Source organism: Affinundibacterium flavidum, assembly GCF_014284175.1.
GTDB classification, from domain to species: Bacteria; Pseudomonadota; Gammaproteobacteria; order Burkholderiales; family Burkholderiaceae_D; genus Undibacterium; species Undibacterium flavidum.
Genome location: NZ_JACOGA010000004.1, coordinates 243,486 through 261,957, shown reverse-complemented (window position 1 = coordinate 261,957; position 18,472 = coordinate 243,486). Strand labels below are relative to the sequence as shown.

At 46.2% G+C, this 18,472-nt stretch carries 18 protein-coding genes; 8 read left to right on the top strand and 10 right to left on the bottom strand.

What is annotated here, in order from left to right; genetic code table 11:
- Window positions 1-74: 74 nt before the first annotated feature.
- Window positions 75-1,079 (bottom strand): GNAT family N-acetyltransferase, encoded by a 1,005-nt coding sequence (locus tag H8K55_RS05905; protein ID WP_186941147.1) that lies wholly within the window; start codon window positions 1,077-1,079, stop codon window positions 75-77.
- Window positions 1,080-1,094: 15 nt separating this feature from the next.
- Entirely contained in the window at window positions 1,095-1,349 is a 255-nt protein-coding gene (locus tag H8K55_RS05900) for a CBU_0592 family membrane protein (protein ID WP_186941146.1), read from the bottom strand.
- A gap of 149 nt (window positions 1,350-1,498) precedes the next feature.
- Here H8K55_RS05900 and H8K55_RS05895 point away from each other — a divergent pair, with 149 nt between their 5' ends.
- Together H8K55_RS05895 and H8K55_RS05890 are read left to right on the top strand one after the other, a co-directional pair.
- Window positions 1,499-2,392, top strand: a complete 894-nt coding sequence (locus H8K55_RS05895) for a LysR family transcriptional regulator (protein ID WP_186941145.1) — start codon at window positions 1,499-1,501, stop codon at window positions 2,390-2,392.
- A gap of 16 nt (window positions 2,393-2,408) precedes the next feature.
- Window positions 2,409-2,984, top strand: a complete 576-nt coding sequence (locus H8K55_RS05890) for a GNAT family N-acetyltransferase (protein WP_222612377.1) — start codon at window positions 2,409-2,411, stop codon at window positions 2,982-2,984.
- A 59-nt stretch (window positions 2,985-3,043) separates the two neighbouring features.
- Here the strand turns inward: H8K55_RS05890 and aroQ are convergent, their stop codons facing one another.
- Complete coding sequence (gene aroQ / locus H8K55_RS05885; RefSeq protein WP_186941144.1) at window positions 3,044-4,375, bottom strand: gamma subclass chorismate mutase AroQ; 1,332 nt, start codon at window positions 4,373-4,375, stop codon at window positions 3,044-3,046.
- Between the two features lie 309 nt (window positions 4,376-4,684).
- Here aroQ and H8K55_RS05880 point away from each other — a divergent pair, with 309 nt between their 5' ends.
- The gene (locus H8K55_RS05880; RefSeq protein WP_186941143.1) at window positions 4,685-5,149 is read left to right on the top strand and encodes a helix-turn-helix domain-containing protein; all 465 of its coding nucleotides are present in this window, start codon (window positions 4,685-4,687) and stop codon (window positions 5,147-5,149) included.
- The gene (locus H8K55_RS05875; protein WP_408057953.1) at window positions 5,143-6,456 is read left to right on the top strand and encodes a type II toxin-antitoxin system HipA family toxin; all 1,314 of its coding nucleotides are present in this window, start codon (window positions 5,143-5,145) and stop codon (window positions 6,454-6,456) included. Before H8K55_RS05880 ends, H8K55_RS05875 begins: the two co-directional genes overlap by 7 nt.
- A 109-nt stretch (window positions 6,457-6,565) precedes the next feature.
- Here the strand turns inward: H8K55_RS05875 and H8K55_RS05870 are convergent, their stop codons facing one another.
- A complete protein-coding gene (locus H8K55_RS05870) occupies window positions 6,566-7,264 on the bottom strand; it encodes a DUF3334 family protein (protein ID WP_186941142.1) in 699 nt (232 codons plus the stop codon).
- Window positions 7,265-7,998: 734 nt separating this feature from the next.
- Here H8K55_RS05870 and H8K55_RS05865 point away from each other — a divergent pair.
- Window positions 7,999-8,892, top strand: coding sequence for an alpha/beta hydrolase (locus H8K55_RS05865; RefSeq protein ID WP_186941141.1), 894 nt, complete (start codon window positions 7,999-8,001; stop codon window positions 8,890-8,892).
- Between the two features lie 174 nt (window positions 8,893-9,066).
- Complete coding sequence (gene motA / locus H8K55_RS05860) at window positions 9,067-9,927, top strand: flagellar motor stator protein MotA (protein WP_186941140.1); 861 nt, start codon at window positions 9,067-9,069, stop codon at window positions 9,925-9,927.
- Window positions 9,928-10,134: 207 nt separating this feature from the next.
- Here the strand turns inward: motA and H8K55_RS05855 are convergent, their stop codons facing one another.
- The 3 genes from H8K55_RS05855 to H8K55_RS05845 are packed head-to-tail and all read right to left on the bottom strand — an operon-like array spanning window position 10,135 to window position 11,487.
- Window positions 10,135-10,530, bottom strand: a complete 396-nt coding sequence (locus H8K55_RS05855) for a VOC family protein (protein WP_186941139.1) — start codon at window positions 10,528-10,530, stop codon at window positions 10,135-10,137.
- Window positions 10,531-10,572: 42 nt separating this feature from the next.
- Window positions 10,573-10,965, bottom strand: a complete 393-nt coding sequence (locus H8K55_RS05850) for a DUF1398 family protein (protein ID WP_186941138.1) — start codon at window positions 10,963-10,965, stop codon at window positions 10,573-10,575.
- A 42-nt stretch (window positions 10,966-11,007) separates the two neighbouring features.
- Entirely contained in the window at window positions 11,008-11,487 is a 480-nt protein-coding gene (locus H8K55_RS05845; protein ID WP_186941137.1) for a MarR family winged helix-turn-helix transcriptional regulator, read from the bottom strand.
- A gap of 156 nt (window positions 11,488-11,643) precedes the next feature.
- On the opposite strand from H8K55_RS05845, the gene H8K55_RS05840 reads away from it, so the two are divergent.
- Both H8K55_RS05840 and dcm read left to right on the top strand, forming a co-directional pair.
- Window positions 11,644-11,889, top strand: a complete 246-nt coding sequence (locus H8K55_RS05840) for a hypothetical protein (RefSeq protein ID WP_186941136.1) — start codon at window positions 11,644-11,646, stop codon at window positions 11,887-11,889.
- A 101-nt stretch (window positions 11,890-11,990) separates the two neighbouring features.
- Window positions 11,991-13,274, top strand: a complete 1,284-nt coding sequence (gene dcm / locus H8K55_RS05835) for a DNA (cytosine-5-)-methyltransferase (protein ID WP_186941135.1) — start codon at window positions 11,991-11,993, stop codon at window positions 13,272-13,274.
- 21 nt (window positions 13,275-13,295) lie between these two features.
- Here the strand turns inward: dcm and H8K55_RS05830 are convergent, their stop codons facing one another.
- The 3 genes from H8K55_RS05830 to gyrB form a co-directional block, all read right to left on the bottom strand.
- Complete coding sequence (locus H8K55_RS05830) at window positions 13,296-14,597, bottom strand: MvaI/BcnI family restriction endonuclease (RefSeq protein WP_186941134.1); 1,302 nt, start codon at window positions 14,595-14,597, stop codon at window positions 13,296-13,298.
- A 205-nt stretch (window positions 14,598-14,802) separates the two neighbouring features.
- Window positions 14,803-15,807, bottom strand: a complete 1,005-nt coding sequence (locus tag H8K55_RS05825; protein WP_186941133.1) for a virulence RhuM family protein — start codon at window positions 15,805-15,807, stop codon at window positions 14,803-14,805.
- Window positions 15,808-15,827: 20 nt separating this feature from the next.
- Window positions 15,828-18,353 (bottom strand): DNA topoisomerase (ATP-hydrolyzing) subunit B, encoded by a 2,526-nt coding sequence (gene gyrB, locus H8K55_RS05820; RefSeq protein ID WP_186941132.1) that lies wholly within the window; start codon window positions 18,351-18,353, stop codon window positions 15,828-15,830.
- Window positions 18,354-18,472: the final 119 nt, after the last annotated feature.

The window sequence follows — 18,472 nt, the reverse complement described above, 5'->3', positions numbered from 1 at the left end:
CCTCTCAATATCTTCGCAATAGATTTTAATCGATTGCGATGTCAGCGAGAAGGTGATGCGAAAAGAAGCTGACGTTAACAAACAGACGTAATGCGTTTCTGCATGACCACATCGCGCAACGGCGCTTGTCCCAAAATGATGTCAATCATGGCGCACGGCTCATACGACCATTTTTTATAGAAGCCCTGAGCTTGATGATTATGCTCCCAGACCGTGAGATAAATGCCATCGTGCTTTCTGTTTGCCGCCTCTAATACACATCGCTCCATCAAACTGGCGCCGACGCCCAATCCTAGAAAACGCTGCTTACAATACAGTCGCCTGAGTTTGATAGGATTATTCAGTTGTACGCCGGGCATGCCTTGATGGACTTCCATCTTTGCATAGCCAACTGCCTCACCAGCATGTTCCGCTAACAGAAAGAAAGCCTTCTCATCTGCTAATTGCTTTTTGAGATTGGCGACGGTAAATTCTGCTATCAAATAGCTGGCAAGGTCGGCAGGCGGCATTTGTGGATACACAGAAAACGCATCGTGAAAAGTTTCTTTGCCGAGTGCAGTGAGCACCTCAGCATCATCCGCGTTAGCGTAACGAATATTGATTTCAGCGCGCTTATCTTGCGTTAGCACTTCCAATGTTTTCTCAAAACAAACGCTGTTTTTTACGCCTTGATATTGTCCATAGTTAGGAATAATTTGGTAGCCGCTTCTTTGGTACAGGCGTATCGCCTCCAATTGCTTCACGCCAGTTTCCAACAAAATTTTCTTGCGTGATAACTGCACAGTCCAGCTTTCCAATTCTTTCAATACAGATGAGGCAACACCTTTACCGCGTGCACTTGGGGCGACGTACATACGTTTTACTTCCATCACATCGTCTGCATAATTTTTGATCGCACCGCAAGCAACTGGCTTATCGCCATCGTAAGCCACGATGACGTATTTCAAACCGTCGGATTTATTGTATTGCGCGTAAAACGCGTGCTCATCGCCATCCGTGATGGCAAGATAACGATCGAGTTCCACCACAAGTCCTTGAAAATCGGCATTGTTTGAATCGGTACGTTTTAAAGTAATCATCTCTTGATCTCCAACTTAAAATTTCTCTACGAGTGCCAGCACAGTCATGAACAAATAGACGCCGTTCAGAAAAGTATTTGCGAACGCTTGCTTTTTGTATGTGTAGTAAATCAGGCAGCAACAACCAAATATGTTCATCGTCAAAAATGCAAGCGAGGTACTCGCCAAAATCTGTTGCGTATTCAAGCCATAAGCTATCAAGCACACAATCCCACCGCCCCAGCCTAAGCTATCCAAGTACTTATCTTGTTTCATTTGACGTATTTCCATACTGATTCCTTTAAATGTCTTCTGCTGTGGGGGGATTGTGCCCACCAGAGACGTAATTTACGCTTCTGTTTAATGCGTAAAAATGCTAAATTCGAGTCAATTAATGCGAAATATGAGTTAATGTGTCAACTTGAGAAGGTAGTGTAGCGATGAACCTCCAACAAATTCAATACTTTCTGGCGCTAGCCGATGAACTGCATTTTTGGAAAACCTCCGAAAAAGTTTTCATCACCCAATCTGCACTCAGCCGACACATCAAGAGCATGGAAGATGAACTCGGTTTCGATCTATTTGAACGTGATAAGCGGAATGTCAAACTCACCCCAGCCGGTGAATTCTTACGTGACCAATACGCCAAACTGCTGGCGGATTATGAAAGCGTCACGCGCCGCGCCAGCTTAATCGCTTCGGGTGAAATCGGCGCGATACGGATTGGACACCCAGCTTCGATTACTTTTTCGGTACTGCCCGATTTGCTACTCGCCTTGCATCAACAACATCCGCATATCGTGGCGCAAATGATAGAAGTGGATGCTGTTGACGTCGAACCCTTCTTACAATCGCATCGTATTGATATCGCCTTTAATCGTGAAACTGCAAAAGCCAGGGATTTAATTTCCAGCCATTTGATGACAGAAAACTTTGCGCTAGTCGTGCCAGCGCAGCATCGCTTCGCCAGAAAACGTGAATTGAAATTGCAGGATTTATATAAGCTGAAGGACGAAGAATTCGTACTCCCCGCGCTGACTGGAAAAAGCGAACACGCTTCGCAGCTCAGGGCGATTTTCCAAGAGGCGGGATTTGATCCCATCATCCACGTTGAATCTGATTTTGGCGTGACACTATTGGGCTTGGTTGCGAAAGGACTAGGCATTTCCATCATGCCGATTTCTTATTCTCACCATATGAAGCATGAAGTACATTTCATCAAAATTCCACCGACTTCAGATCTGTTAGCACTCTGGCGCGAGGGCGATGTGAATCCGGCTTTGCAGATATTTTTGAAGGTGATTGCGGCGTTTGATTTTAAACTGAAGCGCTGATATTTGAGCAGAAATGATGAGCGCTGAAATTACGGGAGCCAAAATTATGGAAGACAAAATTATTGACGCTTCAAAGTCTTTACACATTCGTCTACTTAGCCGCGAGGATGCAGCATCGTTGCTGCAATTTGAACTCAATAATCGCGCTTGGTTTGAGACACAAATTGAAGCACGACCGACTGCTTTCTATTCCCTCGAAGGTGTGCAGCGGCATATTTCCGCACTGCTAGTGGACTATGCTGCCGGCAAATTTCATCCGTGTTTGTTGGTCAATGCTGAAAGCGAAATTCTGGGGCGTGCGAATTTAAAAAACATCAATCAAGATGAAGGCAGTGCCGAAGTTGGTTATCGCATCGCGTATCAACATCCGGGAAAAGGCTTTGCCTCGGCAGCATTACTGCACCTGATCGCGAGTGCGCGATTTGAATGGCATTTGCAACGCCTGCATGCGTATGTGCTTGATGGAAATCCGGCTTCGTCACGTGTGTTGCAAAAGGCCGGATTTATCGCAGATCAAGTGATCCCCAATCTTGCTAGAGTGAACCAGCTCGAGCTTGACGGAAAACGCTATACCTTCGATCTTGTCAGCTAATTTGCTGGCGAATTTGTTGACCAAATTTGTTGATCAAATTCAGGCGCAATGTCCATTGCTTAAGGTTGAGCCCAAGTACTGCCATCGAGTAATGCTTGCACTGCCATTTGCGCTGCTTTTTCGCTAAATTGATACAACGCAGCTGATTGCATGGTCTTGGCAATTCTTGACTGTTGATTTTTGTCAGCCAGCGCAGGCCAACTCATCGCCAATTGTCGCAAGATCTGAGTCGTGAGTTGATCCAATTGCGGGCGTATCACGGTATCTAGATTGGGCACATCAGCAAACTGGCCTTGTTGTTGGGATTGCCATTGCACGAAATATTCGCGTTGCAATTGTTTGGCAGCCTCGATCTGCGCCCGAAAGAAATGTTCTGCCCATGCCGCCGGAATACCTAGCGCCGTCGCCTGCTGCTGCAATGACAGGATGATTTTCTGTTCGCGCGGTAAATCTTCGATCGCACTTTGTTGATTCCATTTATGCCGTGCGACAGATTCCATCAACGCCAAACGCTGTGTCAGTAAATCGCGCAAGGGTTCAAATGCGATGCGATCAACGCTGCTGGACGGCCACGGGTGGTGTAGCCACTTTTCCATCGTCTGCGCCAATTTGTCTGCACCAGCATTGGCTTTAACATCACTCCCGGCAACGTAGCTGCGTAACCAATGATCGATAGTGGCTTTCCATGCCGCGTCTTGCGGTAGCAGATAGGCCTTTTGCGAAAGATTGAAAGGCTGCTCTGGATGTATCGCGCAGAGCGTAGGTTTTAGTTGTTGTTGCAGACGTGCTTCGACCGCATCCGTGATCATCACATCAGCCTGACCTTCCGCTAGTTGATCAAAAATGTGATTGTTATCTGGGTACACAATAATCTGCGCTCGGCGCAATTGATCCCGCACAAAGCGTTCATTGGTGCCGCCAGGATTAACGATCACTTTGACGGCTGGCTGATCAATTTGCTGCAAAGTCCGAAAGCGTTCACGCTTGGCACACAAGACTATGGGTGTTTTACCGTCGCGCAAATACGGATCAGAAAACATCGCTACTTTTTCACGTTCGGCAGAAATAGAGATCCCGCTCATCGCGATATCAAAACGATTCGACGCCAAGTCTTGCATCAAAGTTGGCCACGAAGTCGGCACCAATTCTAATTGCACGCCTAGCGTATTCGCCAAAGCTTGTGCCATCTCGATATCGAAACCGATATAAGGACTATTTGTAGTGGCGCGATAACTGAAAGGCTTGTAATCGCCGGTGGTGCCTACACGCAAGGTGTTGCGGGTTTTGATTTGTTCGAGGCGCGTCGATGCGCTATCGGTAGTTTGTGCTGTGGATGTCGATCCAACACTGAATGTGAGACCTAATAGGAGAAAAAGGTAATGAAAACGCATAGTGTCAATGTTGTGAGGAAAATCGTGATACTGGGGACGCGAGCTAAGTTGTGAATCTAGTTGTGAGCCGAATTACAAATTTAATGGCGAGTTTAATTAAATGAAGAATGCATTTTGTTTCGCGTGCCTTTGTTCAGTTGCTTAAAATATATTTTATAGGCTTAAGGAGATAAATGGTAAATATAGGCTTTAAGATATATTTTCCATTTACTTGCCTAAGCTTATAAAAATACATTGTTTCGGTCAATTTTTGATGTAGTATGGTATAGATTATTGCACTAAATAGCTCATAGCCTATATTTCACTTTTATGACTAATACTTATTCCATTCAGTTTACCTCGCAACTGCGTCAACATCTTCGCGCATTGCGGAAAAAACGTGGCCTGACGCAAGCTCAGCTTGGCGCGCTCGTTGGAGTTAGTCAAGCACGTATTGCCGAAATTGAAGCGAATCCAGGGTTGGTCAGTTTTGACCAAATGATGCAGCTATTATCCGCCCTTAAGATTCATTTGCTTCTTAGTGATGTCGATAGTGAGATTGATAGGGAGATAGCCAGTGAGGGCGAGCCATTCTCCGCAGAGCACAACCAAAGAACTCATGTACCTGAAGGATACAAAGAATATGCGCAAAATTCCAAGACCAATGCTGACCTAGTTGTCGAACCGATACACAGCATTAATGAGTCTGGTGTCGTAGAGCAAATGAGAAAACTGATGGAGAATGATCCCAGCACGCAAGTACGAAAATTAATCGAAAAGAAAGGTTCTTGGTGACACAAGCATTAAACGTGTGGATGAATGGCGAACTTGTCGGCAGATGGGCAGTCGATAGAGGTGCGCATAGCTTTCGATACGATGAGTCGTGGCCACAATCGCTATATAGTCGTGCGCTTTCTCTGTCATTACCAATGACAGCTTCGCTCACGATCAAAGGCGAGGAGGTAAAAAATTATTTCGATAATTTGTTGCCGGATAATGAAAAAATCCGGACACGTTTGAGTAGACGTTATAAAGCGAAAGCGGACACTTTTAGTTTACTCGAAGCGATCGGTCGCGATTGCATCGGTGCGGTTCAATTATTGCCGGAAGCCGCAGTACCGCAGGGCTGGAATAAGATTGATTACGAAGTACTTTCCGATCTAGACGTTGAGCGAGAATTGCATACTGTGATTTCCGATGATCGTTTCAGCGATCATGATGATCATTTTCGGATTTCTATTGCAGGGGCGCAGGAGAAAACAGCGCTGCTGCGTTATCAAGGACAATGGTGTCGCCCACTAGGTTCTACACCGACGACACATATTTTGAAATTGCCACTAGGTGTCATTGCAGGGCGTAGCTCACGTGTTGACTTTTCTGATTCTGTTCAAAATGAATGGCTATGCGCACATATGATGACTGCGCTGGGCTTGCCAACTGCCAAAACATCCATGGCCACTTTTGGCGATCAAAGGGTCCTAGTTGTCGAGAGATTTGACCGACTATGGATGGACAACTCCACATGGATAGCGCGTCTACCCCAAGAAGATTTTTGTCAGGCACTCGGCATTCCACCTGAAAAAAAATACGAAAAAGATGGCGGCCCAGGCATGGCAAAATGCCTGCAATTACTGCAGGGGAGTCGAGATCAGCAAGACATTCTTTTCTTTGTTCTCACACAATTAGCATTTTTCTTAATGGCGGCAACAGATGGACACGCTAAAAATTTTTCCGTCTTTTTACAACGTGGCGGCAGCTATGAAATGACGCCGCTATACGACGTATTATCAGCATGGCCGTACATAGGAAAAGGTGCAAATCAACTTGACAGTTACAAGGTAAGTATGGCGATGGCATTACGCTCGAAGAACGCACACTATGCTTATAAAGAAATACACGCACGTCATTGGTATCAGCTGGCTATGAAAAACGGCGGCGTGGCAATATGGGAAGCAATGATCGCGATGGTGACGAACGTTGATAAAGCGATAGAAATCGTTACTGCCCAACTGCCCAAAGATTTTCCGGCACACACGGCTGAATTGATTTTTGACGGTATGCGTAGGGAAGCAAAACGTTTCTTGTCGGAGCCAAGGAGCTAGCGAGAGCTCATTGGCAGCATTGGCAATCTCGTCGATTGATGTGTAGCACACTTTCATCGACGTAGATTGAGTTATTTAAAATTTGAACGGTAGTACATCCTCCAAAAAATTACATCCCCAAAGACCGCAACAGCTCATCACTATCATCGTCGCCAGCAGGTGGTGCCGCTGGTGCAGATACTGCTTGCGCCCGACCAGCCTGCTCACTATCAAGCAAGGCATCAGGGTCCAGCACTTCGCTAGAATCAAAGTCGTGCAGTTTGATGAATTCTGTGCGGTCGATGGCTAGCTCCAGATAGAAAATATTGTTGTTCTCAGTGAAGAAGGAGACACGGCGGATTTCTGGGCGATCAAGTGGCGTGTCTACACTGAGCATGACTTGCTTATTCAGCACCAACATCTTCGGTTGATTTTGCGTGATATTGGTTTGCAGCTCGCGACGGATTTTGCCAGTAAAGTCACCGACGATCTGATTCATCAATTCGCCTAAAATATTCGAGACTTCGTCTGAAGTGAAAGCAGAGGCGAGTTCGGATTTTGGCATGCCCATACTCAGCATGTATTTTTCGTAGATTTCCAAAGCCGCAGAGCCTGAGAAATTCAATACCACTAAACCAGAGAAACCACCGTCAAATAAGACGAAGCAGCCAATGTCTGGCTTCAGTCCTATCTTTGTAATGCGTTGCACCATGGCGGAATAGTGGATCTTGGTTTGCGTGGCCACGTTCAATACGCGAGTGACTGAGTTACATAAACTTGTTAACAGATCTTCGGTTCCGTATACAACACCGTTTTCATCCTTACCCATGACCAACTCCCGAAAAATTGTCTTTAAAATTCTTTTTTGCTATTGCGATAGGCTAAATGCGAATTGTGCGCATGATGCGCCTAAGGCTTCAACATATGATTCTTGCCTCGCCTCGCGCTGCCTCACTTCGTTCAAGCATGGCGCGTGCCCTAATTGGCGGCTGCCATAAACAAAACCTAAACCGACCTCGGCAAATTCGCAAATTACGTTCCTCAAGCTGCGACGGCAGGCTAGTATCGAGTGAATAAGCTTTGCAAAACATCGCTCTCGTACATCACTTTCGCACATCGTTCTGTCGCGATGGGTGAGGCCTGCCATAGCTTAGCTTCCAATCGCATGCTCACTATGAGCGAACATCGCCCGACCATTTACGAGGCGAGGCGTTTGCTCATAGGAATAGTGCAAGAATATTCCCTAGGTGCACTTCTCGTCCAGTTGTTTTATGCTTTGTGTGCAGTTTGTGCCTGTACCCTGTGGCTGTACTCAGTGTCTCTAGTTAGTTATGCGCCGCTTTATGTTGCCTAAACTTTCTCAAAAGCCCTGCTTATTTGCCTTCCTGAAATGGCGCTGATTTTGTGTGTTTATAGGGACAAGTTGACGAGAATTTTGCTAGATCAAGGCGCGATATGCACCGCGACGAATGAAATTTTGCCATACTGCCTTGCAGCTTCCGATGGGACTAAGAGCGATTAACATCTTATTAATAACAATAATTCAAACTGACGGATTCAACTATGCAAAAGATTCGCCACATCGCTTTACTTCTCACGGTCGCCATAACATCGATTGCATGCGGCGAAGGCAGAGCTAAGAACTCCGTTGTCGCCGCCGCTGACAAAATCTCCACCGCACAAAGCAACGTCATATTGTTGCCTGAGAAATTGGCTATGCCAGGCTTAAATCGCTCCCGCCAGATCCGCATTTATCTGCCGCCTAACTACGCCAATTCAGATACACGTTTTCCGGTGCTGTACATGCACGATGCACAAAATTTGTTCGACGCCGCCACTTCTTACGCTGGCGAATGGGGCGTCGATGAAACCATGAATGCCCTATCCAAAGCCGGCAAGCTCGATTTGATCGTCGTCGGTATCGATAATGGCGAAAGCAAACGCATGACGGAACTCAATCCATGGCCAAATGCCGAATTTGGAGCACCAGAAGGCAAGGAGTATGTGGAATTTATCGTCAATGTCCTTAAACCCTATATCGACACGCATTTTCGCAGCAAGCCCGATCGTGCCAACACCGCCATCATGGGCAGCTCGATGGGCGGATTGATTTCACATTACGCCATCAATCAATATCCCGACGTCTTTAGCAAAGCGGGAATTTATTCACCTTCGTATTGGATCTCGGCCGTCGCTATCGATTTTATTCTGACCAAGCCCGCCGCCAAAGATGCGCGTTTGTATTTAGCCACCGGTGAAAAAGAAGGCGGCTCGCAAGTCCCCGATGTGCAAGCTGCTTATGAAACTATTTTGAAAGCAGGGCATCCAAGTAAGAATCTCAGCTTAAAGATCGTGGCAGATGCAAAACATAACGAGAAATTTTGGCGCAGCGATTTTGAGCTAGCCGTGTTGTGGCTATTTGCCCCGACACCAGCAGTGGTGACGAGCTCGTATTAAGAAATCCTCGGTATTGGCTGGATGTTGACCTAAGCTTACTCATTGATATTAATAAACTATTTAATAAACTATTACTTAGTGCAATCATCGCCACAATAATTCCCGTAAGTCTGGTGTTGCCAGCAGATATCAAGTAAATTTTGCCTGAACCCTACAAATAGCAAGGCCTAAACTATGTTGCTCATCGCCGGTGCGGTAATTATTTTGTTTTCGATTTTCGGGAGCTTCGCCTACGACGGCGGACACCTGGCCGCGCTATTTCAGCCCGTTGAATTACTGATGATAGGAGGCGCAGCGATAGGCGCTTTTTTCATCAGCAACGACAAAGAAACCATACTCGCCACTTGGCGCGCCTTGCCATTAATCGCAAGAACACAAAATCATAGCAAAGCTCTGTACAGCGATATGATTGTGATGCTGTTTGAAGTCCTGACAAAAATCCGCAAAGAAGGCTTGATGTCAATTGAAGGGGATATCGACAATGTTTACGAAAGCCCCTTATTTACCAAGTATCCCAACGTCATTCAAGATACCCATTTAATGGAATTCTTAAGCGACTATTTGCGCCTGATGGCGTCTGGAAATGTGGACGCATACCAAATCGAAAATCTAATCGACGTCGAACTCGATGTGCATCATGCAGATACCGAATTGCCCGTATTAGCGCTATCAAAAGTTGCCGACGGCTTACCCGCATTTGGTATTGTCGCCGCGGTCATGGGCGTCGTTCACACCATGGAATCAGTCGGTATTCCACCCGCAGAACTAGGCATACTTATCGCCAAAGCCCTAGTCGGCACTTTCCTAGGTATCTTGCTCTCCTACGGCTTCGTCGCACCGATTGCAGTACGTTTAGAGCAACGCCTGCACGCCAACGCAATGGCCTACCAAAGCATCAAAGTAACCCTGATCGCCAGCCTAAATGGCTACCCACCGATGATCGCCTGCGAGTTCGGCAGAAAAGCCCTCAGCGCTAGAGTGCGTCCTACTTTTAAAGAATTAGAGGATGATATTCATGCGGTTAAACATCGGTGAGGTGTTTGGTTTCAAGACCTTCAAGCGAATTTGTTTTAGGCAAATTGTGAATCTGTGAATTTGTTAGTTTGTGAATTTGTTAGGCTGTGAGTTAGCAAATTTCCGCAAAATTTTTCTCAAAAAATCAAAAAGTTCAGCATCAATGAAAACCCATTGATGCTCACCTCTTTCATCCTCGAAGAATCGTCTTTTCTTGCGGGACTGTAGTTAGCCTTCACTCTCATGACAGCAGATACAAATCTTGTTTCCATCTAGATCACGGAAATAGGCACCGTAATAGTTGGGGTGGTAATGCGGTCGCAAGCCAGGAGCCCCTTCGCAAGTCGCACCGAGTGCGATGGCTTTAGCATAAGTCGCATCCACCGTTGCACGGCTCTTCGCCAACAAAGCCAGCATTTGACCATTACCGACATTCATGGGCTCACCGTTGTAAGGCTTACCAATCCCCACGATAGGTCGAAGCGTGCCTTTCTCGACCCAGCCCGACCAAGATTTTTCAGGGTAACAAAACTTCAAAACGTAGCCCAACTCATTCATGATCGCAGTATAAAAATCATGGGCCCGCGCGTGTTCGGTAATTCCTATGAAGACATGTGAAATCAATTGCTACCTCTCTATCTAATTTTACAATCTCAGATTACTCGCTCAATTCGGAAAATGCTCTACGTGTGTTTCGCCATTCCGGCCAAGATAAGACACGTGTCGCCCTTTGATCCACACAAAATAGCCTATGCAACCAGCCTTTTGTGTCAGCTTTTTGAACTCGGGATACATCACTTCACCTTTTTGCGCACCCACAATCGCCGCTTTGACATCAGCTTGCACAAAAGCCTGGCCAAACACCTCAGCGTCAGATGCATAGTTCAAACTAAAATTTTCATCACTAGGGAAATAGTAAGTGACCTGACGCGTGCGGTAATCGACAAAATACGATTCCACATCGATGCTCATCAAAGCACCAATCACTTGGCCAAAATGAATACTGCCCGCTTGCGATGCTTCAAAGGTTTCGCGAATCAGATTTTGTTTTGCGTTCATGATTAACTCGAAATAGAAAAGAAAAAAAAGGAAACGATAGGGCTATTTCACAGGCACCTGCTTCATTTGATGATGCGCAACCAAATCTTGCAAGACAGTGATCAATGCCTGGCGCTGTTCATCACCAAGATGCGCAAAAAAGTAGTCATCATTTTGATCAGCCAACTTCGCCAACTTAGGCACCAAACGCCGCCCAGCCGCCGTCAAATTCAACACCTGCTCACGCGCACCACCATCCACAAAATAACGCACCACCAAACCCTTGGCCTCTAATTTAGAAATCACCTTAGACGCCGCACCCTTAGTCATGCCCAAAGCATCAATCAAGCCCGCATGCGTCGTCACCGCCTGCGCATACAAAGCCCGCAAAGCCACCCACTCGGTCACACTCACTTCATGCGCAGCTAACTCGGCTTCAAAGCGAGCGGAGACTTGATTCGAGACGAAGCGCATCCAGAAGCCTAGATGGGCTTCTAGGGGACTGGGTTGGGGTTTGATGGTCGGGTTGGAAATGGATTTCATGTTGCGTGTTGGCTGGCTAATTTTGGCAGTTTAGTTTCCTTGGAAACCAAAGTCAAGATGGTCTTTAAATGTTATTGCAAATGTGACTCATAGTCCGTAGACGTCCACATGCAAATGAAGCACCATTCTTAATACTATTAATAAAGGGAGATGGAAATGCAAAATACTCAATCGCAAGAAAGTGGGCACCAGCAGGCAATGAATTTTGATAACTACGAAATCAATATTGAAAAAAATCCTGACAGGTGGCGTGGCGGATTTGTGTGGTCAGTGAGCTTGGGTGATGACGAAGTGGAGTGTGGTTTAGAATTTTCTCGTCGACTTGCCGAACAGAGTGCAAACTATTGTGTGAGCAATTTATCGAATATAAATTTACCAAATAGCTGGAACCGTGACCTGTAAAAAGTCGATTATTGCTATAATTACTGTGTTTACATTCAGTAAAACCTTGACTGGGAACAAATTAGGACGTATTGTCCTAAAAAATTCCCAGCGAGGCATCAATGTCACACCCGATTCAGCATCACGATTCAGAAGCAGTTCTCAAATATCTCGCCGCAGCGCGCAGGTTTAAAAGTCAGGAAGATATCGCTACGATACTGGGCGTCAATGCTCGCCAAGTACGCCGATGGGAAGCACGTGAAAGCGATCCACCGCCTTATTTGTCATACGCACTTCAACAAGTCTTGCCATTGGAAACGAGCGACCCCAACGCAGGCAAAGACGCCGCATTCACCTTCATCGATCTGTTCGCTGGGATCGGCGGCATACGCCAAGCTTTTGACAGCATAGGCGGACATTGCGTCTTCACGAGTGAGTGGGATAGCTACGCGCAAAAAACTTATTTGTACAACTACCCGAACAATCATCAAATCAATGGCGATATCACGCAAATCGCTGCCAAAGATATTCCAGATCACGACGTGTTACTCGGCGGTTTTCCTTGCCAGCCTTTTTCTATTGCGGGCGTATCTAAGAAAAATGCATTGGGTCGAGAACACGGCTTTAATGATGAAACACAAGGCACACTATTTTTCGATATCTGCCGCATCATTGATGAGAAAAAACCTCGCGCATTTCTGCTTGAAAACGTGAAGAACCTAACTTCGCATGACAAGGGCAGAACCTTTGACGTCATCAAGCGTAGCCTCGAGCAATTGGGATACACCATGAGTTACCGCGTAATTGATGGCGCACATTTCGTACCGCAACACCGTGAACGTATCTTGATCGTTGGCTTCAGAAACGATCTCAAAATCGACTTTGATTTACATGCGTTAGTGTTGCCGCCAAAAGGTGAACATAAGTTAGGTGACATCTTGCATAAGACAGATGGCTCCGAGCCATACTTGCCTTGGGATGACAATGCCTACTTTGATCACAAAATGAAAAAGCAGTTAGATAAATATACGTTGACTGATAATCTTTGGACCTATCTGCAAAACTACGCAGCAAAACACAAAGCGCAAGGCAATGGCTTTGGCTTTGGCCTCGTCACCAAAGAAAGTGTGACGCGCACACTATCTGCCCGCTATTACAAAGACGGATCAGAAATCTTGGTTAGCCAAGGAAAAACAAAAAATCCACGGCGTTTAACACCAAGAGAATGCGCGAGATTAATGGGGTTTCCTGATACTTTCAAAATTCCTGTTTCCGATACCAGAGCGTACAAACAATTTGGTAATTCCGTTGTAGTTGACGTCATGGCCCACGTTGCGAATGCGATGTTGCCTTATCTGATCGAAGCAAAAATAATGAAAAGTAAGCGCGCAAAAAAAGCAGCTTAACTTCTCGCTTATGAATCAATTCTAAAGTTGAATTTCTTCAAAGGACTCGTAAAGGAGGGATAGGTCTTTTTTGTTTATTCTAAATTGGCTTCGTGCCTTAACAGATTTATTGGGTGCATCAGGATTTTCCACCTTTGAACCCGGATCGAATATTACTTTACCTTCAGCTAATGCATTTAAATACTTTGAAAAATCCGTTCGCTCGCCCAAGTATACTGGGCTCCCGAACTGATATTTCGGCGGTGTAGCTTTGTTATTCGTAAATGGAACGTAAGCTGCAGACGCATGTTTTTTATTCCAATGATTCAACAGATGAGAAAAGCTCCAACTGGCAGCCTCATGAGTGTTTTGATCCAATAAAAATATACTTCCGTTTACATCGGTAATTTTTTTAGTTTTCGGATCAAATCCATCGACTACTAATTTTAATCCTGTTGTTTTATTTGTTTGATCAAACACATGATTTCCTGTGAAATATAGCTGATTTTTACCCGCAACTTTCCGTCCATATTTCCTTACAAATGCTTCGACACCATTGTCGCCATAAAATCCGCTACTCGGTTCTGGCGTCATCAATGTAATCCTAGAGCTACTAAACGCTTTCACTTCCCAGCCTAAATAGTCCGGTGCTGCAATTGCATTGGGTTTAATTCCTAGCATCGCTTCTAATGTATAGCCGCCACCATTTCGAGCAGAATAAGGCATTCGTTCGCCTTGTTTATTCAGGCGAATTGAATCCACAAAACCACTAAGGTGAATCTCTCTTAAGGCGTCGAGTAAAAGAATTTTTGAAGATTTTCCGACTAAATTGGTTAAAGGAAGGTCATGAAATATTGCTTTTTCTTGAGTTAGGTTAGCGAAGTCAATTGCCGCATTAGCGATGACAGAGTTTCTTGGTGCCAAGTACGCTAGAGTTGCACCATCCTCGGTAGTACCAAAAAACAAAACCCTTCCATCAATTCCACTTCTTTGAGAAGCAAGTGTCGGCTGCAAAAATTTGCTTGGTGCCAAAGTACAACCGCGTAAAAAACCTGAAAGCCGAACTTCTGGATACTGCGGATACAAAATCAATTGTGCTGAGGTTGCTTGTTCAACTTGCTCAGAGTCGATCCAATAGAACTTAATAGGTGCTTTAAAATTAGGATATTTAGCATCAGGAAAAGTTTCGACATTTCCATATTGGAAATAAGTCAAAACCGCAAAACTGCCACCCAGATAGATTTGATTTTTACTATTATCATTCTCAGCAAGACACTTAAAAAATAAGCGCGTTGCACCAAGGCTTTTAAATCTTGATTTTAAGTTTTCAATATTTTGAATCAATGTGACCGTCCTAGATAATTATTGATTGTTGAATCAAAGCGGTTGGTGCGAATGATCAAAAGGGTCAGCATCGATTAAACGCTATCAATGCTGACCCTATTGTCTAATCTTGATATACAGGCGTTTGTCGGGTACATATTTCATTTCTCAGGCTGGGAGCGACGCCAGCAAAAGCTGGATGTGTTCTAACATTTCAGCATTATTCTTAGTCATGTTTTTTCTCAACTTTTTTTGCCAGCGCCTCAAGCAACTGCAAATCATCAGAATCCGCTGCAGTTGCTTCCGCTTCACGCCTTGCCGCATCAAAGCTATCGTAACGTGTTTGCACTATCTGCTTCATATGATCATTGCTGATTTTCCCCGCATTGTGCAAGATTGGCTTGTCATTAAATTCCAGAAGCTTATCTACGTTGCTACGCCAAAAATCCAAGCTTAGTTCTTTACGGTCTTTAACGCGTAGTTCTGCTTGTTCTAAAAAGATGACGACGAGGCGGTTGAGTGTATCGACTTCATAGGCCGTTAAATAATTCTTTGCAACCACAACATCGTGTTTGCGTACACGTGTGCCGCTCCAAGTCGTGAGTGCCATATTGGGGGAGGTGGGATCGGCACGGGCTACGATGATTTCAGCAGCGGTTTGCTGCGTGACAGCGTACAGGAGTTTGTTTTGTACTTCGGCAAAGAAAACTTGTGCTGCGCTGTCACTGCTTTGATAGTCACGACTTAGTGCAAATAGATCGCGAACCTTTTGATAAAAACGCTTTTCTGAAGCACGAATATCACGGATGCGTGCCAGAAGTTCATCAAAATAATCCCACCCGCTAGGGTTCTTTAGGCGTTCGTCATCCATGACGAAACCTTTAAGCAGATATTCTGAGAGATGAGTGCTAGCCCATTGGCGAAATTGATTGCCGCGTGGAGAGCGGACACGGTAGCCAATGGCCAATATCATCGCCAAACTGTAGAGCGTGGTGCTACGTTTAACTTGGCGATTGCCTTCGGTTTGAACTGTCAAGGATTCCTTGACAGTTGCCTTCTCGTCTAATTCTTTGTCTTCAAGAATGTTCTTTGCGTGCAAGCTGACGTTTTGCTTGGTGGTAGCGAATAACTCGGCTATTTCTAACTGGGTCAGCCATACGTTACCATCTTCGGCTCTGAGTTGAATTCGAACTAAGCCATCTTCTGTTTGGTAAAGAACGAGTTCACTCATGCTAAGACATCCTTGGTAATTTAGACGTCAATATTCCCAGCCCTTAAAGCATTAGACTCAATAAACGCACGACGTGGTTCCACATCGTCGCCCATCAAGGTCGTAAAGATCTGATCCGCTGCAATCGCGTCTTCGATCTGTACTTTGAGCAAACGGCGTACTTTTGGGTCCATGGTGGTTTCCCACAATTGGTCTGGGTTCATCTCGCCCAATCCTTTGTAGCGCTGTTTGGAGACGCCGCGTTCGGCTTCTTCGCGTAGCCAGAGCATGGCGTGGTGGAAGTCTTGGACTGCGACTTCTTTCATACGTTCGCCTTCGCCGCGGCGGATGAAGGCGCCTTCGCCTAATAAGCCTTTGAAGGTTTGTGCGGCGTTTTCTAATACTTTGTAATCGCTGCTTTCGACGAAGTCGGCGTCGATGCTGCTGACTTTGACGTTGCCGTGGTACATGCGTTCTATGCGCAGGCTGAGCATGCCTGAGAGTTCGTCACTGCGAACAACGGCTTTGACAGCTGGGTCGTTCATAGTTTTGGTCAACTCTTGTGCGGACAATTCCGCGTTTTCTGGTGTGTCCATTTTCAGTGCGACACCGGTCATGATCGCGGTCAATGCAGCGCGGTCGATGACGCGTGTTAAGCGCGTCATGATGGCGTTGGCGAGGTTGAATTGACGTACTAATTCGCCCAGTGCTTCACCGACGATAGGCTCTGCGCCTGTGCTAGGTGTGAGTGCTGCGCCGTTCAATGCGACGGTGGTCATGTAGATCGCTTCTTCGGCATCGTCTTTCAAATAGCGTTCGTCGCGGCCAGCTTTGACTTTGTACAGCGGTGGTTGCGCGATGTAGATGTGACCGCGCTCTACCAGTTGTGGCATTTGACGATAGAACAGGGTCAGTAACAGCGTACGAATGTGGGCACCGTCGACGTCCGCATCGGTCATGATGATGATGCGGTGGTAGCGCAATTTGTCGGCGTTGAATTCGTCAGGGCCTATGCTGGTGCCTAGTGTCGCGATCAGTGTGGTGATCTGTTCGCTGGACAGCATTTTTTCAAAGCGGGCTTTTTCTACGTTCAAGACTTTACCGCGCAGTGGCAAGATCGCTTGGAATTTACGATCACGGCCTTGCTTCGCAGATCCACCCGCAGAATCACCCTCGACGATGTACAGTTCGCATAGCGCTGGATCTTTTTCTTGGCAGTCGGCCAGTTTAGAAGACAAGCCTAAACCATCCATCACGCCTTTGCGACGTGTGAGTTCGCGTGCTTTGCGAGCGGCTTCACGGGCGCGTGAGGCTTCGACGATTTTTCCGCAAATGATTTTGGCGTCGTTTGGACGTTCTGCTAAATAGTCGGTCAAAGTTTTGGTGACGATTTCTTCCACCGGGCCGCGCACTTCGCTGGAGACGAGTTTGTCTTTGGTTTGTGAACTGAATTTTGGCTCAGGTACTTTGACGGATAACACGCAAGTCAAACCTTCGCGCATATCGTCGCCCGTGACTTCGACTTTGGCTTTTTTCGCGTACTCGTGTTCGTCTATGTATTTGTTGATGACGCGTGTCATCGCTGCGCGCAAACCGGTGAGGTGAGTGCCACCGTCGCGTTGCGGAATATTATTGGTGAAGCACAGCACTTGTTCGTTGTAGGCGTCGTTCCATTGCATGGAGACGTCCACCGTGATGTTAGTGCCTTGGTCCGACATCTTTTCGCCAGTCGCTTGGAAAATCGTTGGATGCAAGACCGATTTATTTTTGTTGATGTATTCAACGAAGCCGCGGGTACCACCTTCGAACGCAAACAATTCTTCTTTGCCTGTGCGGTGATCATTGAGTTTGATGCGTACGCCGTTGTTCAGGAAAGAGAGTTCCCGAATACGTTTCGCTAAAATTTCGTAATGGAATTCAACGTGCGTGAAGATTTCTTCATCGGCCCAGAAGTGGACTTCGGTACCGCGTTTGTCGGTGTCGCCTAAGACTTTGATCGGTGAGCAAACTACGCCGTCGATGGTTTCGATTTCGCGATTTTGCGGTACGCCACGGACAAATTCCATCGCATATTTTTTGCCATCGCGACGAATCGTCAGCTTCAATAATTTCGACAAGCCATTCACGCAAGAGACACCCACACCGTGCAAACCGCCGGATACTTTGTAGGAGTTTTGATCGAACTTACCACCTGCGTGCAGCTCGGTCATGACGATCTCAGCTGCGCTACGCTTAGGTTCGTGCTTGTCATCCCATTTGATACCAGTAGGAATGCCGCGACCATTATCGGTAATCGAAATTGAATTATCGTTGTGAATGGTGACGTTAATTTCGGTACAGTGGCCGGCTAGGGATTCGTCGATGGAGTTATCCAAGACTTCGAAAACCAAATGGTGCAAACCAGTGCCGTCGGAGGTATCACCAATGTACATACCGGGGCGCTTACGTACGGCTTCGAGACCTTCGAGAATTTGAATGGACGATGCGCCATAGCCAGCGGATGTGGCGGACTCAGTTGCTGGTACGTTTGCTGGCGTTGCTGTGTTGTCTTGGGTATTCTCGGACATGGCTACCTTCTGAAATTAACAAGCAGCTTTTGGCTGCGGTTCTTAGTGCTTTGTTTTACTCGAAGCTGCTTAATTCTTATGTAGGGCGGGTGCAACCCGCGCTGCTCAGGTGCCCAATG